This window comes from Phascolarctobacterium sp. (assembly GCF_030531065.1).
Lineage (GTDB): Bacteria > Bacillota > Negativicutes > Acidaminococcales > Acidaminococcaceae > Phascolarctobacterium_A.
In genome coordinates, this window is the sequence record NZ_JAUNOQ010000012.1 from 33,169 (window position 1) to 57,268 (window position 24,100).

The following is a 24,100-nucleotide window of genomic DNA, read 5'->3' on the forward strand; positions in this document are numbered from 1 at the left end:
ATAATATTTTTAAGGAGCGTGTAAAAATGACTTGGGGTAGTTTTATTGTCAAAACGTTAGGCATGTTAATTTTGTTGTGGTTGGTTTTATTCTTCGCTTACGGAAATATGTTTTTAGTTGACACCATTGTTCCGGTAGAAGGAATAGACGTAGATGAATGGATTAGTTCATATAAAATTTGCGGAGGAATCAGCGGCCTTTCAGGGTTTATTTGCGCAGCCATTTGGTTTTTCATAGGTAATGGGTATGCGGGTGAAGGCGGAATAAGCATAAAATTTTATGCTCTGTTAATACTTTCTATTGTTTTAGGCCTTTTATGTAATTTTATTTTCTTACCGGGAGCTGTTGACGGCAGCGGCTTAGCAAGCGTATTTGTCGTAGTATTTCCTCCGGTGTTATATTATTTGGCAGGCTTGTTTGCGTATGCGCCCGCTGTAAAATATATTCCTGCCGGCGCGGATACTTTACATAAATAATTTGGAGGAAAGAAAATGAGTTATTATTTGATTGGCATCGGCGGGACTGGGGCCAGGTGCTTGGAATCTTTTGTTCATTTATGCGGCGCCGGGTTGTTAAAAGATTCACAGCCGGTAAAAATTATTTATGTTGACGCCGACGTATCTTGCGGTAATTTGCAGCGCACACAAAAAGCGGCGGATCTTTATAATAAAGCGCAAAAGATTGGTTTTGGCAATATCGGTATTTTTAAAAATGTTCTTGATACATTTGACCCGTGGACGCCCGTTCCGGAAAATTGCGCTAACTTAGATGATGTATTTCAAAGAACCAGCTTAGTAAATAAAAAGGACTATAAGGCGTTAGGGTTGCTGTACGAATCTTTATTTACAGAGCAGGAACGGAAAACGCCTTTAGATAAAGGTTTCCGCGGGCATCCTGCTATAGGCGCGGCCGTTATGAGTCACGCTATGGAAGAAAACCATACGGAGCAGTGGCAAAAAATAGAGCAGCAAATAAATACGGATAAGGACGCCAAAGTATTTTTGTTTGCTTCAGTATTTGGCGGTACGGGAGCTGCCGGGTTTCCTACTATCGCTAAAATCTTAAAAAATTATTTAAAAACAGATGCGGAAGGGCAGTGCATTGCCAAAATTGGCGGCGCGCTGGTCTTACCGTATTTTCAATTTCCACCTGCGCCGACGGATGAAGAAAAAGAAATGCAAGCCAAAGTTTCAGATTTTATGTTAAATACGAAATCAGCTTTGGATTACTATAATAAAAGCGAAATTTTAGGCAATATTTTCAACAGCATTTATCTAGTAGGCGATAATGATTTGACGCAGATGAAGGAATTTAGCCTTGGCGCTAATACGCAAAAAAACGATTCTCATTTTATTGAAATTTATGCCGCTTTAGCCGCTTTCGATTTCTTTAACAAAAATAATTTTGAAAAAGTAGAAACGCCAATGATAGCGCGGGGCGATGATACCGAAGCGACGACGGATAAAATTATGTGGGAAGATATTCCTAACGTCTGCGTAGACGGCAATGTCAAGGATAAGTTAAGCGCGTTTATTAGGTTTTTATACGCCTATAAAAATTGCATTCTTGTAAATTTGGAAAAGTGCGCGCACGACGAAAGCGAAAAAAGAAATGTCGCCTGGTACAAGGACTTAGTAGAAAAAGCCGGTAAAATTGACGTATACCATGATCGGGAAGTAATGGATTCCTTTAAGGCTTTGGGCGATTATACCGACGCATTTTTTGAGTGGTGGAAGCAAATTATCCAAAGTAATGATAAACGGCAAATTGAATTGCTAAATAAAATGATTTGGGAAAGCAGCATTTGGGAGCAAAGCCGTTTGGATATTTATCAGGTGGTGCTGCCGGTTAAAGAACGCAAGGATAAACTTACGTATCAGGCATTTTTTAAAGGACTTTGCACTTATACGCGCAAGCTGAAAACCACTAATGATAGCGGCTCGGAAATTTTGATGAATGCCGCTTATGAATTATGCAATAGCAGTAAATAAAGGAGCGCTGATTTATGTCTATACCTTTACTTCCAAGTTTAAAAGAAGAAAATAAAATAGCTATCACTAAACGCGGGCAATGGGCATCTGATAATCAGACTTCTTTATCCGGGTTGGTTGACGGTTTGAAAGTTACTGCCGACGCTCAGTCTAATATTACGTCCATTCCCGATTTATGGGCTCGTCCCGCTATGTACGAGATGGTATTATTTGACGAAAAGCATCATTTACATAATAAGTATTTAGCGGAATGGCGCGGCATTTTGGCTATGCTGGCCCTGCGCGATATGCGCAATTTTAAAGACATAAAAAAAGAAGAAATTATTTTACCGGAAATTAGTAAAATACCCGCTAACAGTTTTAGCTTTTTTAAAGTTATTGCCAGCCTTTTGCCGGACGAATACAAAAAATATAAAGATAATACTATTGATAGCGGCTATAAACTCCAGATTCTTACCTATGCGGAAAGGGCTCTGGCTATTATTTGGCCTACTATCTTGGTGTGCCCTGCTATCGGCTTAGATAAAATGATAGACCGTTCGGTGTCTTGGTGGAATGTTGACGGAATTTCCGACCCTGTGTCCAGCATTAGCGAACAGGAAAAGGCTTTGTTGAAAAAATGGCTCGATAAGATTAAAGACGATATTATTGATTACAATACGTCTCATAAAGAATACAAGCTGGAAAAGACAGTTCGGTTGTTGGATGATTTTCAAAATGATTTGGAAACTAACGAAAATCCTACTAATTATTCCTTAGGTACAGGTTTGAAAATTACCGGCTTTTGCCAGTGTATCGATAAAGCGATTAAGTGTAAGGTTGACGCGCAGCAATTTTTGGCGGCTTCTAATGTAAGATTGATTAATAGAAGAGGTATCGACGCCAAGAATTTATTAGTCATGACGCCCGATATGTATAAGCAGTGGAATAGAGCCGCCAGCGACATTGTTGTCGCAGGCAATATCAATCTTGATTCCGCTTTGCCTTATGGAGGCGTAATTTTTGATAAAGAAAAAATTAACGGCGAAGATTTAAGTCCTTTCAATGCGGAACTAAGAACGGGCGAAGACTTTTTTACGGAAAAAATTTGCCTGATTGAAGGTTCCGGCGCTGCTTTTCCTAATTCTTTGTATAAGGAGCCTTTCGTTTATAGGCGTCCTCAGAACATTTTGCTGCCTATTAAGAGAGAACTTTTAAATTATCTTTCCCCGGAATATATTGTTAAAAATTTCCGCATCAGCGTAGTAAATGATGTGGATATAAAGGTCGAATTAGATTTGCCGTTATCCGGTTTTTCTGAAGAAGGCGAAATATTAACTATCCAAAAAGTATATAAAGGAAATACGGACGCCGAATACTGGAAACGCGATATTGTGGATGATTTAGCGTTGCCTTTAATTCAAATTTGGCCCAATTTCATTCCCAATGATGAGAAAAACTGGCAGGCTTATTATTCTTATTACGATACTTTGGGTAGCAGTACTTTTGCCGTAGAGCCGCTGTGGAATGAATCTGTAAAAAGAAAGGTTACCTACGACGGTGGTTTCTATGCCGAAATAGTTAAAGGAAAAACTTTCCCGGAAGGCTATGCTTGTACGGCTGAGTTCCAAACGACGGCGCAAACAAAGAACATCGAAATCGGCTTGATTTTATTGGCTAAGCCGGATAAACTGCAGCTGCAAATAAATAATAATTGTAAGTTAGGCATAGACTTTGGCACGACTAATACTGTCGCTTATATGTCGATGCATGATAAAACTGATATGATTCGTTTTAGAAACAGGCTATATTCTGTAACGGATTATAACGACGCTATTCCTATGGCAGAATTGCGTAGACATTTCTTTACGGTATCAGAACAACCTAACGGCGACGCTATATCTATTCGCACTTTGTTTAATCCGAATATTGGCGAATTTAAAGGCGATTTAAATCAACCTGTATTTCCTGGAGTAGTATACTATTTGGACTCTATCACTAATATTGAAGACGATAAGGGCTTTACGAATCTAATTCAGGGTAAAGAAATGAAATGGGATACCGCGCAGGGAATTGATTATATGAAATATTTCATCTTGCATATGGGTTTGCAATGTCTTGCAGAAGCGGTAGCGAACGGCGCAACTAATATTGAGTGGTATTATTCTTATCCCGGTGCGTTTAGCGAATTGCAGATTGGCAAATTACAACAGATTTGGTCTGGGGCTGTAAAGATTTTCCAAAAAATCTGTCCTACTTTAATTGCCGAAAAGGCTGTTGACAAAAGCGAAAGCACGTCTATGGCAGAATTCTTTAAAGGCAATATGCAGGCGACACTTTCGCGTGGTATCGCTTGCTTCGACATTGGCGGCGGTTCGACCGATATTGCTATTTGGCGCGGTCTGGATAGCGCAAGACCTAAAGGACAGTGTTCTTTGCGTTTTGCCGGGAACAATATTTTAAATCAGCAATTATTTAAGAATAAACAGATTTTACAATATTTCACTAGCAATGATAGTGATTTTAATAAGAATATCCAGGCGTTATGTGTTGAAGATGATTATAAAAAATTCAATATGAATTTAGAAGCCTTATTAAAATATCATGAAACAACTCTGTTTAAATCTTTAGTATCTACAACTGTTAATAAAGACGTAAAACTGTTTATAAGAAATATAGCGTTTGCTTTGTCGGGTATCTTTTTCTATGCAGGTATGATTATTGGTAATTTAAGAAAAAATAATGAGTTAGGGGAAGATTTACCGCACTGCTATATTGGCGGCAACGGTTCTAAATTATTGGATTGGGTCGATAACGGTAATTACGATTGTGGAACCTCCAATACCTTTGAATCCGTTTATACTACTTGCCTGGCTATGGGGGTAGGGGTAGCGACTAAATCTGGAATTACAAAACACGACTTGAATTTTGGTGTGAACAAGAGCAGTAAGCCTAAAGAGGAAGTAGCTTACGGTTTAGTATGCCGTCCAAGTATCAGCCTTCATAAGGCAAAAGGCAGCGGAGCTGACGATATGGTGTTTAATATTACCGATTTAGACGCAGAAAATTTTTTAGACGGATTATTATCTGATGAAAATGAGGGTAAAGAAGTTTTGGCGGGAGAAAAGTTCTATCTAGCTGGCGAAAAAATAGATAAAGACTATATTACAGTTCAAGATATTCGCCGAGAGATAAAAATTGATCCTAATATGCCTACCTTTAAGTTATTCGTAAAGGGATTTAATGCTCTCATTGCTAAAAAAGGATACAGTAATAATTATCAAGTTAATTTTAGCGATGCTAATTTTGAAAACATCAGAGATCAAGCAAATGACGAATTTGCCAACCAGGCATTGGAGGACGAAGAAAAAATTACTTTGGAACCGCCGTTTATCGTCATTTTGCGCCAAGCTTTAGCTTCTTTGTAATTTGATAATGTGATTTACGGGTTCAAGATGATTTTTAGTTATTTTGAACCCTGTTTTCTTAGAAAGGATTGATTTATATGGATTATGAATATTATCAAGGAAAGTTACAGGATATAAAAAATGCTTTGGACGAAGGCTATAAATCGTGTGCGGATAATTTTAAGAAGCAAGAGAGCCTTTATAAAGACAATATTTATTTCATCGATACTTTAATGCAGGATATTACTTATAAAAAAATTACTGAGGATAATTTAGCAATTATCCAAAAAATTTTACGAGGTGAATTTACGGATAGCGCTTTGCCGAGCCAATTATCAAAAAAAGATGAAAACGAAAAAAGCTCTATTGATAGCTTACAAATCCAAAGAGGTACAACTCCTGATATGATTTCTAAATTTTCTTATGGGGAAAATATAAGGGAAGCTTCTTCTAGCGAAATTGAGGCTGTAAAAAAGTTCATAGAGGCATATAAAGCTGGGCAATTATCCTCTAATTACGAGACATTAGGAATTTCTAAAACCTACGCTCAAATATTTGCCTTTATGAATAAAGATAGGTGGAAAGCGTATCAGGATAAAGATAAAATTTCTTTATCCGCTAAAAATGTCAATAGAATTTTATATTTTGCCCATGCTGTTGAGGGGAAATCGAATGTATATTTTTTAACTCCTTCTCGTACAGAAATGGCGGCTTTCGGAGGGACTAAAGCAATTCAATCTGCGTATCCGGCTTTTTTTGATTTTGATATGGAAGTATGCGCAACGGAAAATAAAAAAGTAGCTAAATTGATAGCTCCTGCAGTCGTTGTAAAGAAAGACGACGAATATAAACTTTATGTGGATAAGAATGGCAAAGCTTGGAAAGGCAAAATTGAATTTTAAAGGGGAATGGTAAAATGGATTTTTATGTACATCTTGTATGGCCGCAGGAATGGCTCTTGCGTGCAGTCATTAGTTTACTTTTTGTTGTAGCTCTTTATGTGGCTTGGCTGTGCGTAAGATTGCGCCTGCGCGTTGCCGAAAACTACAAAATATTGGAAGCTTTGGGAAGTAAGGATGATATTTATTACTTAGAGAATACTTTAAGAATGAATAACGTCGATTATGAAGGCGCTTTTACCGTATTTGAAAACAATAAAGGAAAAACAGATGCAAACGAGCCTGTCTTTGAACATCTTAAAGCAATTTACGACGCTGGGCGCAGAAGTAGCAGACTGGACGCAGATTTGCTGGTTAAAAATACTATTGATAAAATCTGTACTAATGTCGATACCATTAAAAGTTGTATTTCCGTATTTTTGGTTATTGGTATTTTAGGTACGTTGATTGGCTTGGGTTTGAGTATAGGTTCTTTTAACGGCGACAGCTTTATTATTCAGGCGGATGCTAATAATACCGCTAAAGAATTATCGAAGCTGTTTGGCAATTTGCGGGGTGCGTTTGCTCCCAGTATGTGGGGCGTATTTTTAACTATTTGCTTTGTTATTTTATATACATTATTTATTCAGGAACGTTGCATCAATAAGCTTACGGATAAATTGACGACCAGTACTATTAAAGTATGGCTGCCCGCGTTATATCCAACCGATTTTCAAAAGGGCGCTAACACGATGGCGCAGTTAAACGATACGATAAAAAATGCGTCCGGCATCAATGAGAGCGCTAACGACTTACTAAGCAATTTGGATATGGCTAACGCCACGGTAAAAGCATTGAACGATGTTTCTGCGGCTCTTAATCAGTCTGTAGAAAAATTTAACGATGGCAGCGACAAAGTAAGCGTTTTGAAAGATTCCATAGCAGCTTTGTCGCAGCAAATAGAGGAAAATAATAAAAATTACCAAAAGTTTATGAGCGACGCCATAGTTCAGGTCAGCAATTTCCAGAATGACGCGCGGCAGCAATTTATGGAGCAAATTAAAGCTGTACGCGATAATTTTGAGTTGCAAAACGCACAATTACAGGAAGTAGTAAGAACTTTAGCCATTTATGATAAGAATGCTTTCAGCAAGCATCAGGATTTGGATTTGAAATTAGCTTCTTCCGCTAACGATATCAATAGCGCCGTAGCGACGCTTGACGATAGGGATAAGAAAATTATCGGTACGGTAGAAGGAGCGTTGGCGCCGCAAATAGTTAAGATGACTGAACAGATAAAAAAAGTGAGTGAAGCTTTGGACCGTATTGACAGTCCCTTAACTTCAACTGCGGGAGAAATTCAAAAAATGTTCGGCAATATGCTTACCAGTATGGAACACACGCAAGCCGATATGCTTCAGGCCATTACTAAAGGAGGCATTTCTGCCGAAGATATAGAAAAAATGATGCGCAATAAGGTTGCGTCGTCCAATTTTCCTGATAACGGGGGCATGGAGCAAAAGTTGCAGGATATTTTGGAATGTTTGCAGCAAAACAGCGTTAATAATGCAGGTAGTAATTTGCCGATTGCAACTGTTACCAAGGATGATGAAGGAACAGTTGGCGTTGTAAAAAAATATATGCCTATAGCTATCGGCATTTTGTTGGCGATTAGCATTGCAGTACAGTGCGTAATGGTGAGCAAAATTGGCGCGCTGGAACAATCGCAGAATAACGTTAACCAAGTGCTTTTAAAAGGCGATAAGGTAAGATAGCGGGAGGCGGGTATATGCTGAAAGATAAATTCGGTTTCAACTTTTGGCCGTCTTTTACCGACCTTATGTTGTCGTTAGTATTGGTAGTGTTGATTATTCTTTTCGTTGTATCTAAAATGATTGCTTCCGGCAGTGAAAATCTGGATAAGGCCAGGGATAGTCAAAAATCTATTCAAAGTCAGATACAGGATAATATTAGCGGCAATTATACTATAGCCGTCATTTCTGATAAAAGTAATGAAGAAACTAACGAGCAGATGAAAAATAGTCAGGCGGATATTACGATTATCAATAAATTGGACCGACAGACGATTACTTTTAGCGATAAGATTTTGTTCGATTCGGGAAGAAGCGATTTAAAACCGGCGGGATACGAAGTGTTAAAGATTGTCGGGCCTGTTGTGGCGGCGAATTTGGAGAATATCAGCGAGATTCAGATTCAAGGGCATGCCGATATTGTCAATACTGACGATTTTAATTTGACGTTGGCGTCTGCCAGAGCGATGGCTGTTTATAAATTTCTGCAAACTTCTGTGGGGATTGATCCGGCGAAGTATTTGATGTCTATTACGTCTTTTGGCAAATATAAACCTGTTGGACGTGAAGCTGGGCAATATTTTGATCAAGCTAAATTAGAAGCGGCCAATGCCAACAATGATTTAAAAGCTAAGAATAGGCGTATCGAAATAGTGCTGTTTTATAAGAACGATATGAAGTAAAGCGGGGAGGAAATATCATGCAGTGTCCAATTTGTAAAAATAATTTAAATCCAGGCGAGCAAGTTTGTAGTAAATGTGGAACAAACATTATTTATTGTGATAATTGCGGCGCTGCTAATAAACAAGAAGAAAAATTTTGTGGCCGATGCGGAAATGTTTTAGCTGGTAAAGATTTTTCAGAAGGGGAAACATTTATACCGCCGTATTTAGATTCAGCTTCCGCAAAGAATAAGACTACTACAGAAAATGCGCCGAGTAAACCTGTCGCAGATAAACTTAGTAAAATTGTAAATATTAAAGCGATTGGTGCTCTGGGTGCAGCAGTTGTATTATGTTTTGGAATATACAACTTTAGCTTAGTAAATAAAAATGATTCTGTTTCCAAGCAAACGTTGCAACAAGAGGCACCTGCGCCGGAAAAAAAGCTGGAATCCAAAGAAACCAAAAGCGAAGATAAGGCTCCGGCGAAATCAGAAAAGGTTGGGAAGATAGAAATAGATAATAATAAAAAATATACTGACGCTAGGGTTGAACGGGCTAAAAATATGGTGCCTGTGCATTATAAGCCGCAGCGCTATTATCAAGACAACATTATGTACCCAATGGTTTATGGTAAGCAGGGAGTTTCTTATTATATTGATTTATATGAAGCTACGATAGATCATGAATATACCTTAGAAGATGGCAGTAAAATTTATGAGTTTTCTACATTTTCTATTTCCAGCGATGGAATTAGTGCTAGTAAATCGCGTAAAGAAGCTTATGTAAGAATTAGTGACAAAGTTGAGCCTGTTTCCAAGGAAGGGGAACATCAATGGAAACATATGGAATATTTTGGCTTTACTGCTCAGCAGTATAATACTGCGCTACTATTAACAGATTATTTTCAGCTTGCAAAATAAAATTGCAGTAGTTTGTTGAAAGGATTTGATGAATTGTGGAAATTTTAATTTGGTTGGGTTTGGCTGTAGCTATTGGTTATTTTGCTAAGGAACGCGGAAGAAGTCCTCTTGGATGGGGATTGGCGGCGGCTGTTTTCAGCCCGTTGTTGGCTTTTATAGTTCTCTTAATTTTGAAAAACAATCGCAGGTAAATATATGTAGGAGGCGAGACGGTGGAATTTTTAGTTTTTATTGCATTTGCCGTGGGCATAGGTATGTTTGCTAAAAAGAAAGGGCGCAGCCCTTGGGGGTGGGGCATAGCTTCATTATTTATTAGTCCTTTATTAGCGGGAATTATTTTGGCGTTGATGAAAGATATTTCCCAAGAGCAAGGGATAAATGAGGTAGACATGCAGCAACAAGCTTTGAAAGAACGCGTTGCAGTGAATGAAGTGCAGATAAATCAGCGCTTTGAGAAAGTGGAAAACCAACTTTCTTCCATAAAAAAAGAAGTTGGTATGTTGGCGAACGATAAATCTGAAGAAAAAGTTTTATTAGCCCCAAATAAGCCAACTGCCGAAGTTAATTTTTGCCCACGCTGCGGTAGTAGTGTGAGAACTGACGCTTGTTTTTGTATAAAATGCGGCGCTCCTTTAAAAAGCGAGGATTAAGATAGATGAAGATGTTTAACCGATGGCTGCAAAGTGTGCGAGACTATACTGGCTCTAGTAAATTATCTCTTGCTGGAGAAATAATTATCAGCAGCAAGCAGCTTTCGCAGATTTTGATGCTCCAAGATGTGGAAAAGACGTTAATTAGCAAAATTACTGCAGAATTAAGACGGCAGTTTTCATATTTACAGATAAAAGAGCAACATAATGTTGTAGAAACAAGTATTAAGTTTTATACTTATGAAAAATTTATTGCTGAGACACAATTTTTAGAGAAATTTAGGTCTGCTTTAGCAGATTGTTTATGCTGCCTTAATGAAACGGACCGATTGAAGGCTTGTGTTTCGGTCAAAGGGGCTATTTTGAATACTAGCTTTGAGCAAAAGTTTATATTTTTAAGCAAAGAATCTAAAGTAGAATATAAGATAATTGATAGGAAGGAAGTAGGGAATTTTAACGATATTAGTTTGCACCGCATTAAAGTATATGGGTTAGCGGCTATATTTGGCATTCTGATTTTGTACAATTTATATTGTTTGTACGCCTACATTCCTGACCATGATCCAAGCAAATTATTACATCCAGTAAATTTAAAATCAGCAAAATGGAAGATTGACATATAAGTTCTTTCATTTCACGCCGCTTTTTCCGGACAAAGAGAAAACACTCTGCAGGGGATAGTGCAGAGTGTTTCTCTTAGGAAAGCTGTTTATGATGAATTTGATGGGAAGGGTGTAGCAAGTTCATCTTTGCTACATCTAAAGTATACTACATTGTCGTGGCAGAAGAAGGGCAAAGGATTGAAAAAAATGTGAAACTAAGCGTAAACGGCGATATTTTACAAAAAAAAGTTAAAAATTTGTTGTCTTGCTGTGATGTACACGGCCTGCTGTTGTCTTTGAGGTTTGTCGCTTAAACAAACACAAAAGCGTAAAAAAAGATAAAGTGTCTACAAAGCTGCTTGAAAAATTTTACATAAAATGAGAAAAAACCGCCTGTATGATTAATGTTGCAACAGTAAATGTACTATTGCAAGGAAACAATTTGCATGATATAATCGACTTTAACAATAAGCTGCAATATTTATTAGCAGGGAGAAGAGGGGTTTGGACAATGAAAATGAAAAAAGTATTATCTGTGTTGTTGGCTTCCGCTGTGATGCTGGGCGCATTGACTGGCTGCGGCAGCGATAAGAAGGAAGAGGGCAAGAGCGATAGCATTAAATTGGGCGTATTTCTGCCCTTGACCGGCGATAACGCCGCTGGCGGCGAGTTGGAGCTGCGCGGCATTAAGCTGGCTAACAAACTGCATCCCGAGGTTTTGGGCAAAAAGGTTGAGCTGGTTGTAGCGGACAATAAATCCGATAAGGCAGAGGCTGCTTCCGTGGCCGCGCGCCTGATTGAAAAGGATAAGGTAGTTACTTTGCTGGGAAGCTATGGCTCCTCCCTGGCTATGGCTGCCGGCAACATCGTCAAGGACGCTAAGGTTCCGGCCATTGGCACCAGCTGCACTAACCCGCAGGTAACTGCTAATAACGATTACTATTTCCGCGCCTGCTTTATCGATCCTTTCCAGGGCACTGTAATGGCTAATTACGCCTTCAAGCAGGGCGCTCGCAAGGTCGCTATCGTGCAGGAGGTTTCCAACGACTATTCCGTTGGTCTGGCAAAATTCTTTAAAGAAGCTTTTGTAAAGCTGACTAACGATCCTAACGCCATTATCGACATTGCTAACTATCAGACTGGCGATAAGGACTTTACCGCTGTGCTGACTAACTTAAAGGCTAAAAACCCGGACGCTGTTTTTGCTCCCGGCAACTTTACCGAATCCGCTCTGTTGGTTAAACAAGCGCGTCAATTAGGTATCGAGGCTCCGTTCATGGGCGGCGATACTTGGGAAACTCAGGAATTTATCGACGTTGGCGGTAAGGAAGTTGAAGGCTGCGTAATGAGCACCGCTTTTGACCGTGAAAAGGCTTCCACCGAAGAAGCGCAGAAGTTCCTGAAGGCTTATACCGACGAATACAAGGCCGAGCCTTCCGCGTTGACCGCTATGGCTTACGATTCTTATCTGATCGCCGTGGACGCTATTAAACGCGCCAACAGCACCGAACCGCAGAAGATTCGCGACGCTATCGCTCAAACTAAGGATCTGGAAGCCGTAACCGGCAAAACCACCCTGGATAAGAACGGCGACGCTATTAAGGCTGCCGTTATCAAGGTTGTTAAAGACGGCAAATTCAAATATTTGGATTATGTAGACGTAAAATAAGATAAGGCTTTAAAGTGTGCTCCTGCTTCCGATGGAGGCAGGAGCATATCTTTTGAAAAGGCGGCCGTGGAGCCGTTACTTTTAAATGGTGGTGAAAGAATGGATTTTATAACTGATTTGTTTCAGGTTATTGCCAATATGTCGGCCACGAGCTTAGCGCAGCATTTTGTCAACGGCGTTTCTCTGGGCAGTTTGTACGCCCTGATCGCCATTGGCTATACCATGGTATATGGCATTTTGCTGATGATTAACTTTGCTCACGGCGATATTGTTATGATGGCCTGCTATTTTGCTTTCTTTGGCATTACGGTGTTCCACATTCCCTGGTACATTACCTTTGTGGGCGTAATTATTGCCACGGCGCTGCTGGGCGTGCTTATCGAACGCACGGCTTACCGTCCTCTGCGCGAGGCGCCGAAAAATTCCGTGCTGATTTCTGCTATCGGCGCTTCCTTCCTGCTGGAAAATCTGGCTAACTATTTATTCAGCGGCCGCCCGCTGCGTTTTCCCGATATTCCTTTGCTGAGCCAGAATATCGCTGTAGGCGGCGTGCAGATACAGGCTATCTGCTTAGTAATTCCCGTGATTACTTTCATTAGCTTAATCGTGCTGCTGCATATCGTCAACCACACGAAGGTGGGCATGGCGATGCGCGCTGTTTCCAAGGATTACGAAATTGCCCGCGTTATGGGCGTTAATATCGACCGCGTTATTTCCACAACCTTCGTGATTGGCAGCGCGTTGGCTGCTATCGGCGCGTTTATGTGGGGCGTGCGTTATCCGGGCATTACGCCTATGCTGGGCGTTATGCCGGGCCTGAAATGCTTTATTGCCGCGGTAATCGGCGGTATCGGCAATATTAAGGGCGCGGTAATCGGCGGCTTTATCCTAGGCTTGGGCGAGGTCTTTATCGTGGCCTTCTTCCCACAGCTTTCCGGCTACCGCGACGCTTTCGCATTCATTGTGCTGATTATCATTCTATTCTATAAGCCTACGGGCCTTTTAGGCGAAAAAACTACGGAGAAGGTGTAAGCATGACAAAAAGAAATATATTGCTGACTGTAGCCGGTATTGTGGTTCTTTTTGGCTTGGCCTGCTACGCTCAGCTGGAGCTTGATTCTTATTTTCGCAGGGTTATTAACCTGTGCCTGATTTATGCGATCATCGGCCTGTCCATGAATCTGACTAACGGCTTTGCCGGTCAGTTCAGCCTGGGCCAGGCTGGCTTTATGGCGATTGGCGCGTATGTGGTGGGCATCTTTACGGTGCCTGTGGAGCTGCGGGAAAATGTTTTTTACGCCGTGCCCATGAACCCGCTGATTGCCGATATTGAAATGCCGCTGTGGCTGGCGCTGATTGTAGGCGGCCTGCTGTCGGCGTTGGTAGCCTTTTTGATTGGCACGCCGGTGCTGCGCCTGCGCGGCGACTATCTGGCTATCGCTACCCTGGGCTTTTCGGAAATTATCCGCATTGTGATTACCAATGCCCAGAGCTTTACTAACGGCGCTTTAGGCATTAAGGATATTCCGGCGCTGAACGATGTGCGCTATATTTTTATCGCTGCGGCTATAACCTTTATTTTTGTTACCTGCCTGATAAATTCCTCCTACGGACGCGCCTTTAAAGCCATCCGTGAGGACGAAATTGCAGCCGAGGCCATGGGCGTAGGGCTGTTCCATCATAAATGCCTGGCCTTTATGCTGAGCGCATTTTTCGCCGGTATCGGCGGCGGCTTGTACGCTACGCTGCTGGGCACCGTTGACCCTAAGAACTTCCTGTTTACTTTGACTTATAATTTTTTGCTGATTATCGTTTTAGGCGGTATGGGCAGCATTACCGGCAGTATGCTGGGAAGTATCATTGTTACGGCGGGCTTGGAATTCCTGCGCGTGTTCGACGAGCCGCTGACGCTGTTCGGTACGGCGATTCCGCTGTTCCGCCCCGGCTTCCGTATGGTTATCTTTTCCATTCTGCTTATGGCCTGCGTACTGTTCTGGCGCAAGGGCATTATGGGTACCGACGAATTTTCCTGGGATAAATTTATCGCTTTCTGCAAAAATCCCTTCAAATATATGATGCGGAAGGGGGCTAAGAACAATGGCTAAGACGCCCACTGTTTTAAAAACTGACAGCATTACTATGCGCTTTGGCGGCGTAACTGCTGTTTTTGAATTGAAGCTGGATATCCGCGAGCATCAGATTGTGGCCTTAATCGGGCCTAACGGCGCGGGCAAGACCACGGCCTTCAATATGATTACCGGCGTTTATACGCCTACGGAGGGCGACGTGCTTTATACGGTTCCCGGTAAGGAGGAGCGTAAAATTACCGGCAAGCGGCCCAGCGATATCGCCAAAATGGGCATTGCCCGTACCTTTCAGAATATCCGCCTGTTTAAGGATTTAAGCGTTTATGAGAACGTCATGATTGCTAAGCACCTGCATTTGAAATCCGACTTCCTTTCCGCTGCACTGCACTTGCCCTGGTATAATAAGGAGCAGCGCGCCATGGAGGCCGAGGTGGAGAAGCTGCTGCGCGAAGTCGGCCTGTGGGATTTGCGTAACGAAAAGGCCAGCAGCCTGCCCTACGGCAAGCAGCGCCGTTTGGAAATCGTGCGCGCGCTGGCGACGAACCCGCGCCTGCTGCTTTTGGACGAACCGGCAGCCGGCATGAACCCCAAGGAAACGGAGGAGCTGACGGAATTTATCCGTCAGATTCGCGACGAGTATAATCTGACGGTTTTTATGATCGAGCATCATATGGATCTGGTTATGGAAATTAGCGATTGGATTTATGTTTTGGATTTTGGTATGCTGATCGCCGAGGGCACGCCTGCGGAGATCCAGAACAACAGCCGTGTTATCGAGGCTTACCTGGGGGTGGAAGAGGATGCTTAAAGTTGAAAATCTGGTTGTTTCCTACGGCGGCATCGAAGCTCTGAAGGGTATCTCGCTGGAGGTGCCTGAAGGTAAGATCGTAACGCTGATAGGCGCGAACGGCGCGGGCAAGAGCACGCTGCTGCGCAGTATTATCGGCTTGGTGAAGCCGGACAGCGGCTCTATTACCTATAATGATAAGCAGCTGATGGGCTTGAATTCCCAGCAGATTGTGGAAAACGGCATTACGCTGGTGCCTGAGGGCCGCCGCGTTTTCCCCAATTTGACGGTTTTGGAAAATTTGCAGATCGGCGCTTACCTGCGCAATGATAAGGACGGTATCGCTAAGGATATTCGTTGGATTTACGATTTGTTCCCCCGTTTGGAGGAACGCAGCTGGCAGATGGCCGGTACTTTGAGCGGCGGCGAGCAGCAGATGCTGGCTGTAGGCCGCGCGTTGATGTGCCGTCCTAAGGTGCTGATGATGGACGAACCCTCCCTGGGCCTTGCTCCCTTGATTATTAAGGATATTTTTAATATCATCGGGGAAATTAACCGTCAGGGCATGACGATCCTGCTTATCGAGCAGAACGCCAATATGGCGCTGAAGGTAGCGGATTTGGCTTACGTTTTGGAAACGGGCCGCATTACTATGAGCGGCACGGGCCGCGAGCTGCTGGAGAATCCTGATATTAAAGCTGCCTACTTAGGAAAGAAGAAATAAATAGGCGCTAATGCGAAACAGGCAATAAAGCATCATCTGCTTTGTCAGGACGGCTAGGAGTATTTATTATACGCCGTCGCCGTCCTTTCGCGCATCTGATGCTTTCTAGCCTGTTTAAATTATATAAAGTTCGCAATAGTCAACCGATAATAAATCATCGGTTGACTATTTTTTTTAGAGTAGCTATAATTAGAAGAAAAGTTGATTAACGACAAGTGGAGGGCTTTTCGTGATTAAGATAGAGAATTTAAAGCATTATTATACCGACGCCGACGGCAACGAGGTGAAGGCGCTGGACGGCGTTACCTTGGAAATAAAGCAGGGCGAATTTGTGGCCGTCATAGGCGCTAACGGCAGCGGCAAATCTACGCTGGCACGGCATTTGAACTGCCTGCTGCTGCCTACGTCAGGGCGCGTGGAGGTCGGCGGCAAGGATACGCTGGACGAAAAGCATATGTGGTATATCCGCCAGCAGGTGGGCATGGTCTTTCAAAATCCGGATAACCAGATTGTAGCGGCGATTGTGGAGGAGGACGTAGCCTTCGGCCCGGAAAATATCGGCGTGGCAGGGCCGGAAATCGCTCCCCGTGTGGCGAAGGCTTTGGCGGCGGTGGGCATGACGGATTATGCCAGGCACGCTCCTCATTTGTTAAGCGGCGGGCAAAAGCAGCGCGTGGCCATCGCCGGGATTATGGCGTTGGAGCCCAAGTGCATCGTGCTGGACGAGCCAACCGCGATGCTGGATCCGCAGGGGCGCAAGGAAATAGTAAGCACGGTGCGCCGCCTGAACAAGGAAAAGGGCATTACTATCGTTTATATTACCCATTATATGACGGAGGCTTTGGCGGCCGACAGGGTTGTGGTGATGGAAAAAGGGCATATCCGCTTTACGGGGACGCCGCGCGAAGTGTTCAGCCGTGTGGACGAGCTGGAGCAGCTGGGGCTGGAAGCGCCGCTGGCCGCTAAGGTTGCGAGCGAGCTGCGCAAAAGCGGCGTGAAGCTGTCTGAGAATATTATTACGGATGAGGAGCTGGCGCAAGCATTATGTCAATTGCATTAACGAATATTTATCATACATATTCCAAGGGCACGCCCTTTGAGCGCCTGGCTTTGCAGGATGTTTCGCTGGAGATCGCCAAGGGTGAAATAGTTGCCGTTATCGGCCATACGGGCAGCGGCAAATCCACGCTGGTACAGCATCTTAACGGCTTGCTGAAGCCGGATAAGGGGCAGGCTGCCATCGACGGCGTGAATATTAACGCCAAGGGGACGCAGGCTAAGGCCGCCCGGCAGCAGGTGGGCATGGTGTTCCAATACCCTGAGCATCAGATTTTTGCGGAAACCGTTTTTGAGGATATTGCCTTTGGCCCGCGCAATAAGGGCTTTAATGAGGACGAGGTGGCCAAGCAGGTGCGCGAGGCCATGGCTTTTGTCGGGCTGGATTACGATACCTTTGCCCAGCGGTCGCCCTTCCAGCTGAGCGGCGGGCAGATGCGCCGCGTGGCGATTGCCGGGGTGGTGGCGATGAATCCGGACTATCTGGTGCTGGACGAGCCCAGCGCCGGGCTGGATCCCCGCAGCCGCAACGCCGTGTTCCGCGAGATTATGGCCTTGCATAAAAGCCGCGGCATTGCCATTGTTTTAGTTACGCACAGTATGGAGGAGGCGGTGAAGTACGCCGACCGTCTGCTGGTTATTAACGGCGGCAAGGTGCTGTTCGACGGCCAGCCTGCGGCTATTTTCAAGGAGCATGGCGCAGAGCTGGTACAGGTGGGCGTGGACGTGCCGCAGGTGTATAAATTGGCCGCGCTGCTGCGGCAGCAGGGACTGGAGCTGCCGGAAGGCATTAAGGACGAAGCGGCTCTTATTAAAGCGATTAAAAAGGCAAAGGGGTGGAAATGATGCTGAGCGATATTACTTTAGGCCAATATTTCCCCGGCAATTCCTTGGTTCATCGTCTGGACCCGCGCACGAAGATTTTAGCGACGATTATTTATATTATCGCTATCTTTTTTGCGTCAGCGCCCTTGTCCTACGGTATTTTGACCGGCTTTGCCGCCGTTGTTATTCTGATTTCGCGGTTGCCGTGGCTGCTAGTGCTGAAATCCTTGAAGCCGATATGGATTATCGTTATTTTGACTATGCTGATTCATATGTTTACTGCGCCGGGTGAGCATATAATTTTTACCTGGAAGTTTTTAAGCGTTACCCAGGAAGGACTGGATATGGGCTTAAAGATGGCGGTGCGCCTGATTTTGCTGCTGCTGTTTTCTTCGGTGCTGACCTTTACTACTTCGCCCATTGTGCTGACGGACGGGATTGAAAGCCTGCTGCGGCCCTTTAAGCGCGTCGGCGTGCCTGCTCATGAGCTGGCTATGATGATGACCATTGCGCTGCGCTTTATACCTACTTTATTGGAAGAAACAGACCGTATTATGAAGGCGCAGACGGCTCGCGGCGCGGATTTTTCCAGCGGTAATCTTTTGGAGCGCATGAAGAATATGCTGCCGCTGCTGGTGCCGCTGTTTATCAGCGCTTTCCGCAGGGCGGACGAGCTGGCGGTGGCTATGGAGGCCCGCTGCTACCGTGGCGGCGAGGGGCGTACCCGTATGCATGAATTGGCCTTTGCCGCAGGCGATTATGCCGCGTTGACGCTGACGGTATTGCTGGCAGTTGGCCTTGCCGTGCTGCGCTGGGGGAACGTATGCGTACTATAAAGCTGGTTGTAGCTTATGACGGCAGCGCTTATCATGGTTTTCAAAAGCAGAAGAACGCCGTAACGGTGCAGAGCGTTTTAGAGGATATGCTGGCGAAGCTGTGCGGAGAGAGAGTGGTTACGGCAGGCAGCGGCCGCACGGACGCCGGCGTGCATGCGCTGGCGCAGACCGTAACCTTTACTACGCGGGGGCGCATTCCCTGCGCTAATATTCTGCGCGCTTCGCGCACTATGCTGCCGCGCGATATCGTGCTTATCGACGCGCAGGAGGTGGAGGCAGGCTTTCACGCCCGCTTCAGCGCCTGCTGGAAGGTTTATCAATATAAAATCTTATGCAACGATTACGACGATCCCTTTATGGCGCGCTATGCCTGGCAGCTGCGGGAGCGGCTGGATATGGAGGCGATGAACGAGGCCGCCGCTTTTTTGTGCGGTACGCATGATTTCAGCGCCTTTCGCAGTACGGGCAGCGTGGAAAGCTCGGCCGTCAAAACTATATATGAGGCCTGTTGGCGGCGGCAGGGGCGGGAGCTGCTCTTTCGTATTGCCGGCGACGGCTTTTTGTACCATATGGTGCGCAATATTGTCTGGACTTTGGTACAGGTGGGGCTGGGCAAGCGCGCTCCGTCCGACGTCGCCGCCGAACTGCTGACGCAGCGGGGCGCTGTTTTAAACGAGCCTGCGCCGCCGGAGGGCTTATATTTGGAGCAGGTTTGCTATGAGCCTTATGCGGCGCATAAGGTAAGCACATAGCCGGGCTTTAATACTTGCGCGACAATATTGTGCGAAAAGTGTAAAAAACTATGCAAAAATCTCTTGACTTACTATCTTGATTTCAGTATAATATATCTACGTGATTTTCCGCTTGATTTCATTAGCCCCGAAATACGGTGAGAAGATCGCAACGAACTGTATATTTGGAATTTATCTAGGAGGGACACAAGCGATGAAATCTTTTATGGCTAATCCGTCCAACATCGAACGCAAATGGTTCGTTGTTGACGCAGCTGATAAAACTCTGGGCCGTTTGGCAGCAGAGGTTGCAAAAGTCCTGCGCGGTAAGCATAAACCTACCTTTACCCCGCATATGGACACCGGTGATCACGTAATCATTATCAATGCAGATAAGGTTGTTCTGACCGGCAAAAAACTGACTAAGAAAGTTTACTTCCATCATTCCGGTTATCTCGGCGGCGACAGCTACGTAAAGGCTGGCGATATGCTGAAGAAAAACCCTGTAAAAATGGTAGAGCTGGCTGTTAAGGGTATGATTCCTCATAACCGTCTGGGCAGCGACATTTTCTCCAAGCTTCATGTATACGCTGGCAGCGAGCATCCGCATGCAGCTCAAAAACCTGAAGTAATGGAACTCAACATCAGATAACATCCGGGAGGGAACTAATAAATGGCAGTAGTTACTTATAACGCAACCGGTCGTCGTAAATCTTCCGTTGCTCGCGTTCGCCTGGTTCCGGGTGAAGGCAACATCGTAATTAACGACCGCGAATTAAACCAATACTTTGGCCTGAAAACCTTGGAGCTGATTGTAAACCAACCGCTCGAAGTTACCGAAACCAAAGGCAAATATGACGTACTCGTAAACGTAAACGGCGGCGGCATCTCCGGTCAAGCCGGCGCTATCCGTCACGGCATTGCCCGCGCATTGCTGAAGGTTGACGCTGAATTCCGTCCTGCTCTGAAAAAAGCAGGCTTCCTGACTCGCGACCCGCGCGAAAAAGAGCGTCGTAAATACGGCTTGAAGAAAGCTCGTAAAGCAAGCCAGTTCTCCAAACGTTAATTTTGGGACTATTCGGCTCCAATCACAAATCGCAGCAAAACCCTGCAGCCAGTTGGCTGTGGGGTTTTTCTTTACTTTTTTGTGAAAAATATGTGCAAAAAAAGGATTTTGCCGCTTACAAAAAGAATAAAATATAGTTATCAAGCTGTAGAAGGGATGAAGCCAATGCTGCTGGGAGTAGGCTGCGATATTATTGAAATAGCGAGAATAAAAAAAGCTGTGCAAAGCGAGGCCTTTAAGCGCCGGGTGTTTGCCCCAGGGGAAATAGCCTATTGCGAAAGCCGGGGCCGGCAGGCGGCAGCCAGCTTTGCCGCGCGCTTTGCCGCCAAGGAGGCGGTGCTGAAAGCGTTGGGCACGGGCCTGCGCGGCGGCTCGCTGACGGAAATAAGCGTGGCTAACGATGAGTTAGGCAGGCCGTCGGTGCAGCTTACAGGTTATCATCGGCAGCTGGCGGATGAATTGGGAGTAAAGCAAATTTTTTTGAGTATGAGCCATGCCCGCGAGATTGCGATGGCCTATGTAGTAATGGAGGATTAGGACATGAAGCTTGTTACGGCACAGGAAATGAAGGAAATAGACTGTTTGGCAACGGCAGAATACGGCGTACCCGGACTGCTGCTGATGGACGCGGCGGCCAAGCAGGTGGCCGACGTTGTTTTGCAGTATTTGCCGGAAGAACGCGAGGGCCGCGCAGTGATTTTTTGCGGCGGCGGCAATAACGGGGGCGACGGCTTTGGCGCCGGGCGCTGGCTGCTGACCTGCGGCGTGCAGGCGCGGGCCTTTTTGGTTGGCGCTGCGCCGGAGCAAGTAAGCGGCGACGCGGCGGTGGAAATGCAGCTGTACCGACAGGCTGGAGGCAGCGTGGAGGTTTTAAACAGCGAGGACGACTGGCTGGTGGCGCAGCTGGCTGCGGAACGTGCCGACGTTTTGGTGGACGCTTTGCTGGGCACGGGCTTCAGCGGCGAACTGCGGCCTGCTGCCCGACGCGCCTGCCAGCTGCTGAATAAAAGCGCCGCGCCGGTGATTGCCGTGGATATTCCCAGCGGCGTGCAGGCTGACGACGGCATGGCTGCAAGTGACGCAGTACGGGCAGCGGCTACGGTGACAATGGCTCTCCCCAAGACGGGGCTGCTGCTGTATCCGGGACGCGAGCATGCCGGCAAGCTTTTTGTGGCGAATATTGGTATGCCTGCCAAGCTGATGGACGCTTACCCCAGTCGCAAGTACCGCATTACCGGCGCTATGGTGCGTGCTTTGCTGCCGCTGCGGGCGGCCAACGCGCATAAGGGCGATGCCGGACGCGTGCTGATTTGCGCGGGCAGCCCCGGTTATACGGGAGCTGCGGCCTTGTGCGGCAATGCGGCTGTGAAGGCCGGGGCGGGGCTGGTATCGCTGCTGACGCCGCTCAGCAGCCGCGAGGTTTTAGCGGTGAAGCTGACGGAGGTTATGGTGCACGGTTTGCTGGAGCGGATGCCCGGCGTTTTGGGCGGCGGCGCGGCCAACGATGTGCTGCAGCGTTCGCAGAACGCCGACGTGCTGGCGCTGGGACCGGGCTTGGGCGTGTCCGAAAGTACGCAGCAGGCTGTGCGCGATATTTTGACCAGGGCCGAGCTGCCAGTGGTCATCGACGCCGACGCTTTAACCGCTTTGCAGGGACATACAGATCTGCTGGCGCAGATGCAGGCGCCTAAGGCGCTGACGCCGCATCCCGGCGAGATGGCGCGCCTGACGGGTCTGGCTGTGGAGGAGATTGACCGCGACAGAATTAACGTGGCCGCTAAATATGCCGGGGAGTGGCAGGCTGTGCTGGTATTGAAGGGCGCGCCGACCGTTATCGGCTGCCCGGATGGGACGGTCTATGTGAACAGCACGGGCAGCAGCGCTTTGGCTACCGGCGGCAGCGGCGACGTGCTGACGGGCATTATTGCCGCTTTGGCAGCGCAGGGAATTACCTTGCAGGAGGCGGCTGTTTGCGGCGTTTACCTGCACGGTCTGGCAGGCACGCTGGCCTGCGGCGACGTGGGCCTGGCGGCGGGCGAAATCGCCGCGCATTTAGGCGAGGCAAGACGGCAGGCGCTGGCTGAAATGTCTGTTGGGGTTTACAATACGGGCTTAATAATGATAAAATAAAATATTAAAGCTTTTCGATAAAATAAGGTTGATGAGGTGATATTCTTGCGCAAAATATTTTTGCTGGCGCTGCTGTGCTGTTGCCTGCTGTTGACAGCGGCGGCGGAAGCGGCGCAGGTAACTGATGTAAAATGGGGCGTGGATAAGGATAATGTTTTGCGTTTTGTTGTGGACGCAACCGATTCCGCAGGCTACGCCGTGGAGCTGGAGGACGGATTGCTCAAACTGACGGTGAACGCTAAGGCTGAAGCAGGCGTGCTTAAAGTAAGCAAAATAAAGAGCGCCGTCGCCGACAGTATGCAGGTCGTGGCTAACGGCAGCAATACTGTGGTGCGCGTGCCCTTGAAGATGCGGCTTACGAGCGGCGACTATAAAGCTTTTACGTTAAAGAAGGACCCCGTGACCAAACGTCCCTTTCGCGTGGTCCTGGACGTAACGGCGGCTAAAAAAACGACAAGCGCGGCGGCTGGCGCGGGCACGGCGGTAGTAGTGGGAACGCGTCCCGTAGTGGGCAGCACGCCGACGAAAGGCGGCGCGGCCACGGTAGGCGCAACGCCGAAAGAAACGCCTAAGCCCGTAGTGCGGACGGACGATAAAAAGCCGGACGACAAAAAAGAAAGCAGTAAAAAGGAAGATAGTAAAAAAGATAAGGACAAAGAGAAAAAGGAAGAGCGGGCCGTTAAGGGCAGCGGCAAATTCCGCACCAACGGCGGCTTGAAGGATAAGATTATTACTTTGGACGCCGGGCATGGCGGCAGCGACCCCGGAGCCATCGGCGCTAAAGGGACTAAGGAAAAGACGATTACGCTGGCCATCACTTTGAAGGTGCAGGAGCTTTTGAAAAAGAAGGGCGCCAAGGTTTATATGACCCGCACTAAGGACGTGGACGTTTACGGCCCGAATGCCAGCGACAAGGACGAACTGCAGGCGCGCGTCAACGTGGCGGAAAAATATAATTCCGATTTGTTCCTGAGCCTGCATATCAATTCGTCGGTCAATAAGAGCGTCGGCGGTTTTTCCACCTATTATTATCCCAAGACGAACCACGACCTGCGCATTGCGCAAGCCGTGCAGAAGCAGCTGACGGATAATTTCGGCGTGGACGATTTGGGCGTGCGCCAGGCTAATTTCTATGTGGTGAAGCGGTGCAGTATGCCGGCCGCTTTGCTGGAGATGTGCTTTATCAGCAATCCCAAGGAAGAAACGCTGATGCAGAGCAATTGGTTCCAGAAAAAAACTGCGTCGATGATTGTCGCAGGCATTGAAAAATATTTTGCATAAACGGA

The 24,100-nt window shown here is 46.1% G+C and carries 24 protein-coding genes; all 24 read left to right on the forward strand.

Translation table 11 applies throughout. The annotated features are described in order from the left end of the window. Positions 1 to 26: 26 nt before the first annotated feature. The 24 genes from Q4E64_RS08730 to Q4E64_RS08845 all read left to right on the forward strand — a co-directional run bounded on the left by Q4E64_RS08730 (position 27) and on the right by Q4E64_RS08845 (position 24,095). Entirely contained in the window at positions 27 to 476 is a 450-nt protein-coding gene (locus tag Q4E64_RS08730) for a hypothetical protein (RefSeq protein WP_303167472.1), read from the forward strand. 15 nt (positions 477 to 491) lie between these two features. Continuing rightward, entirely contained in the window at positions 492 to 1,991 is a 1,500-nt protein-coding gene (locus tag Q4E64_RS08735) for a tubulin-like doman-containing protein (protein WP_303167473.1), read from the forward strand. Between the two features lie 14 nt (positions 1,992 to 2,005). Continuing rightward, positions 2,006 to 5,398, forward strand: coding sequence for a hypothetical protein (locus Q4E64_RS08740; RefSeq protein WP_303167474.1), 3,393 nt, complete (start codon positions 2,006 to 2,008; stop codon positions 5,396 to 5,398). Between the two features lie 77 nt (positions 5,399 to 5,475). Further along, positions 5,476 to 6,279, forward strand: coding sequence for a hypothetical protein (locus Q4E64_RS08745; protein WP_303167476.1), 804 nt, complete (start codon positions 5,476 to 5,478; stop codon positions 6,277 to 6,279). Between the two features lie 14 nt (positions 6,280 to 6,293). After that, positions 6,294 to 8,030: a MotA/TolQ/ExbB proton channel family protein gene (locus Q4E64_RS08750; protein ID WP_303167477.1), complete on the forward strand. Its 1,737-nt coding sequence runs from the start codon at positions 6,294 to 6,296 to the stop codon at positions 8,028 to 8,030. 14 nt (positions 8,031 to 8,044) lie between these two features. After that, on the forward strand, positions 8,045 to 8,749 hold the full coding sequence (locus tag Q4E64_RS08755; RefSeq protein ID WP_303167478.1) for an OmpA family protein: 705 nt from the start codon (positions 8,045 to 8,047) through the stop codon (positions 8,747 to 8,749). Between the two features lie 17 nt (positions 8,750 to 8,766). After that, positions 8,767 to 9,651, forward strand: a complete 885-nt coding sequence (locus Q4E64_RS08760) for a zinc ribbon domain-containing protein (RefSeq protein ID WP_303167479.1) — start codon at positions 8,767 to 8,769, stop codon at positions 9,649 to 9,651. A gap of 35 nt (positions 9,652 to 9,686) precedes the next feature. Next, a complete protein-coding gene (locus Q4E64_RS08765) occupies positions 9,687 to 9,842 on the forward strand; it encodes a hypothetical protein (protein ID WP_303167480.1) in 156 nt (51 codons plus the stop codon). Positions 9,843 to 9,863: 21 nt separating this feature from the next. Beyond that, positions 9,864 to 10,301 carry a zinc ribbon domain-containing protein gene (locus Q4E64_RS08770; protein WP_303167481.1) on the forward strand — a complete coding sequence of 146 codons (438 nt, stop codon included), beginning with the start codon at positions 9,864 to 9,866 and terminating at the stop codon, positions 10,299 to 10,301. 5 nt (positions 10,302 to 10,306) lie between these two features. Beyond that, entirely contained in the window at positions 10,307 to 10,924 is a 618-nt protein-coding gene (locus Q4E64_RS08775; protein ID WP_303167482.1) for a hypothetical protein, read from the forward strand. A 496-nt stretch (positions 10,925 to 11,420) separates the two neighbouring features. Next, the gene (locus tag Q4E64_RS08780) at positions 11,421 to 12,572 is read left to right on the forward strand and encodes an ABC transporter substrate-binding protein (protein WP_303167483.1); all 1,152 of its coding nucleotides are present in this window, start codon (positions 11,421 to 11,423) and stop codon (positions 12,570 to 12,572) included. A gap of 99 nt (positions 12,573 to 12,671) precedes the next feature. After that, the gene (locus Q4E64_RS08785; RefSeq protein ID WP_303167484.1) at positions 12,672 to 13,604 is read left to right on the forward strand and encodes a branched-chain amino acid ABC transporter permease; all 933 of its coding nucleotides are present in this window, start codon (positions 12,672 to 12,674) and stop codon (positions 13,602 to 13,604) included. A 2-nt stretch (positions 13,605 to 13,606) separates the two neighbouring features. Further along, a complete protein-coding gene (locus Q4E64_RS08790) occupies positions 13,607 to 14,677 on the forward strand; it encodes a branched-chain amino acid ABC transporter permease (RefSeq protein WP_303167485.1) in 1,071 nt (356 codons plus the stop codon). Continuing rightward, positions 14,670 to 15,467 carry an ABC transporter ATP-binding protein gene (locus Q4E64_RS08795; protein WP_303167486.1) on the forward strand — a complete coding sequence of 266 codons (798 nt, stop codon included), beginning with the start codon at positions 14,670 to 14,672 and terminating at the stop codon, positions 15,465 to 15,467. Before Q4E64_RS08790 ends, Q4E64_RS08795 begins: the two co-directional genes overlap by 8 nt. Further along, positions 15,460 to 16,170, forward strand: coding sequence for an ABC transporter ATP-binding protein (locus Q4E64_RS08800; protein ID WP_303167487.1), 711 nt, complete (start codon positions 15,460 to 15,462; stop codon positions 16,168 to 16,170). The genes Q4E64_RS08795 and Q4E64_RS08800 overlap by 8 nt, the downstream gene beginning before the upstream one ends. A 229-nt stretch (positions 16,171 to 16,399) precedes the next feature. Continuing rightward, positions 16,400 to 17,230, forward strand: a complete 831-nt coding sequence (locus Q4E64_RS08805) for an energy-coupling factor transporter ATPase (protein ID WP_303167488.1) — start codon at positions 16,400 to 16,402, stop codon at positions 17,228 to 17,230. Further along, positions 17,215 to 18,072: an energy-coupling factor transporter ATPase gene (locus Q4E64_RS08810; RefSeq protein ID WP_303167489.1), complete on the forward strand. Its 858-nt coding sequence runs from the start codon at positions 17,215 to 17,217 to the stop codon at positions 18,070 to 18,072. The genes Q4E64_RS08805 and Q4E64_RS08810 overlap by 16 nt, the downstream gene beginning before the upstream one ends. Beyond that, entirely contained in the window at positions 18,072 to 18,887 is an 816-nt protein-coding gene (locus tag Q4E64_RS08815) for an energy-coupling factor transporter transmembrane protein EcfT (protein WP_368501558.1), read from the forward strand. The genes Q4E64_RS08810 and Q4E64_RS08815 overlap by 1 nt, the downstream gene beginning before the upstream one ends. Further along, positions 18,875 to 19,639: a tRNA pseudouridine(38-40) synthase TruA gene (gene truA / locus Q4E64_RS08820; RefSeq protein WP_303167492.1), complete on the forward strand. Its 765-nt coding sequence runs from the start codon at positions 18,875 to 18,877 to the stop codon at positions 19,637 to 19,639. The genes Q4E64_RS08815 and truA overlap by 13 nt, the downstream gene beginning before the upstream one ends. A gap of 193 nt (positions 19,640 to 19,832) precedes the next feature. Next, on the forward strand, positions 19,833 to 20,270 hold the full coding sequence (gene rplM / locus Q4E64_RS08825) for a 50S ribosomal protein L13 (protein WP_293728622.1): 438 nt from the start codon (positions 19,833 to 19,835) through the stop codon (positions 20,268 to 20,270). A gap of 21 nt (positions 20,271 to 20,291) precedes the next feature. Continuing rightward, positions 20,292 to 20,684 (forward strand): 30S ribosomal protein S9, encoded by a 393-nt coding sequence (gene rpsI, locus Q4E64_RS08830; RefSeq protein WP_293728623.1) that lies wholly within the window; start codon positions 20,292 to 20,294, stop codon positions 20,682 to 20,684. Between the two features lie 165 nt (positions 20,685 to 20,849). Next, positions 20,850 to 21,221, forward strand: coding sequence for a holo-ACP synthase (acpS, locus tag Q4E64_RS08835; protein ID WP_303167493.1), 372 nt, complete (start codon positions 20,850 to 20,852; stop codon positions 21,219 to 21,221). 3 nt (positions 21,222 to 21,224) lie between these two features. After that, the gene (locus tag Q4E64_RS08840; RefSeq protein ID WP_303167494.1) at positions 21,225 to 22,814 is read left to right on the forward strand and encodes an NAD(P)H-hydrate dehydratase; all 1,590 of its coding nucleotides are present in this window, start codon (positions 21,225 to 21,227) and stop codon (positions 22,812 to 22,814) included. Between the two features lie 45 nt (positions 22,815 to 22,859). Further along, the gene (locus Q4E64_RS08845) at positions 22,860 to 24,095 is read left to right on the forward strand and encodes an N-acetylmuramoyl-L-alanine amidase (RefSeq protein WP_303167495.1); all 1,236 of its coding nucleotides are present in this window, start codon (positions 22,860 to 22,862) and stop codon (positions 24,093 to 24,095) included. Positions 24,096 to 24,100: the final 5 nt, after the last annotated feature.

Excerpts from the sequence above, each read along its gene's own strand:
- Q4E64_RS08735 (WP_303167473.1), top strand. The coding sequence starts at position 492 with ATGAGTTATTATTTGATTGGCATCGGCGGGACTGGGGCCAGGTGCTTG.
- Q4E64_RS08800 (WP_303167487.1), top strand. The coding sequence starts at position 15,460 with ATGCTTAAAGTTGAAAATCTGGTTGTTTCCTACGGCGGCATCGAAGCT.
- truA (WP_303167492.1), top strand. The coding sequence starts at position 18,875 with ATGCGTACTATAAAGCTGGTTGTAGCTTATGACGGCAGCGCTTATCAT.
- Q4E64_RS08775 (WP_303167482.1), top strand. The coding sequence starts at position 10,307 with ATGAAGATGTTTAACCGATGGCTGCAAAGTGTGCGAGACTATACTGGC.
- Q4E64_RS08750 (WP_303167477.1), top strand. The coding sequence starts at position 6,294 with ATGGATTTTTATGTACATCTTGTATGGCCGCAGGAATGGCTCTTGCGT.
- Q4E64_RS08780 (WP_303167483.1), top strand. The coding sequence starts at position 11,421 with ATGAAAAAAGTATTATCTGTGTTGTTGGCTTCCGCTGTGATGCTGGGC.
- Q4E64_RS08815 (WP_368501558.1), top strand. The coding sequence starts at position 18,072 with ATGCTGAGCGATATTACTTTAGGCCAATATTTCCCCGGCAATTCCTTG.
- Q4E64_RS08785 (WP_303167484.1), top strand. The coding sequence starts at position 12,672 with ATGGATTTTATAACTGATTTGTTTCAGGTTATTGCCAATATGTCGGCC.
- Q4E64_RS08730 (WP_303167472.1), top strand. The coding sequence starts at position 27 with ATGACTTGGGGTAGTTTTATTGTCAAAACGTTAGGCATGTTAATTTTG.
- Q4E64_RS08755 (WP_303167478.1), top strand. The coding sequence starts at position 8,045 with ATGCTGAAAGATAAATTCGGTTTCAACTTTTGGCCGTCTTTTACCGAC.
- rplM (WP_293728622.1), top strand. The coding sequence starts at position 19,833 with ATGAAATCTTTTATGGCTAATCCGTCCAACATCGAACGCAAATGGTTC.
- acpS (WP_303167493.1), top strand. The coding sequence starts at position 20,850 with ATGCTGCTGGGAGTAGGCTGCGATATTATTGAAATAGCGAGAATAAAA.
- Q4E64_RS08745 (WP_303167476.1), top strand. The coding sequence starts at position 5,476 with ATGGATTATGAATATTATCAAGGAAAGTTACAGGATATAAAAAATGCT.
- Q4E64_RS08790 (WP_303167485.1), top strand. The coding sequence starts at position 13,607 with ATGACAAAAAGAAATATATTGCTGACTGTAGCCGGTATTGTGGTTCTT.
- Q4E64_RS08795 (WP_303167486.1), top strand. The coding sequence starts at position 14,670 with ATGGCTAAGACGCCCACTGTTTTAAAAACTGACAGCATTACTATGCGC.
- Q4E64_RS08740 (WP_303167474.1), top strand. The coding sequence starts at position 2,006 with ATGTCTATACCTTTACTTCCAAGTTTAAAAGAAGAAAATAAAATAGCT.
- Q4E64_RS08760 (WP_303167479.1), top strand. The coding sequence starts at position 8,767 with ATGCAGTGTCCAATTTGTAAAAATAATTTAAATCCAGGCGAGCAAGTT.
- rpsI (WP_293728623.1), top strand. The coding sequence starts at position 20,292 with ATGGCAGTAGTTACTTATAACGCAACCGGTCGTCGTAAATCTTCCGTT.
- Q4E64_RS08840 (WP_303167494.1), top strand. The coding sequence starts at position 21,225 with ATGAAGCTTGTTACGGCACAGGAAATGAAGGAAATAGACTGTTTGGCA.
- Q4E64_RS08810 (WP_303167489.1), top strand. The coding sequence starts at position 17,215 with ATGTCAATTGCATTAACGAATATTTATCATACATATTCCAAGGGCACG.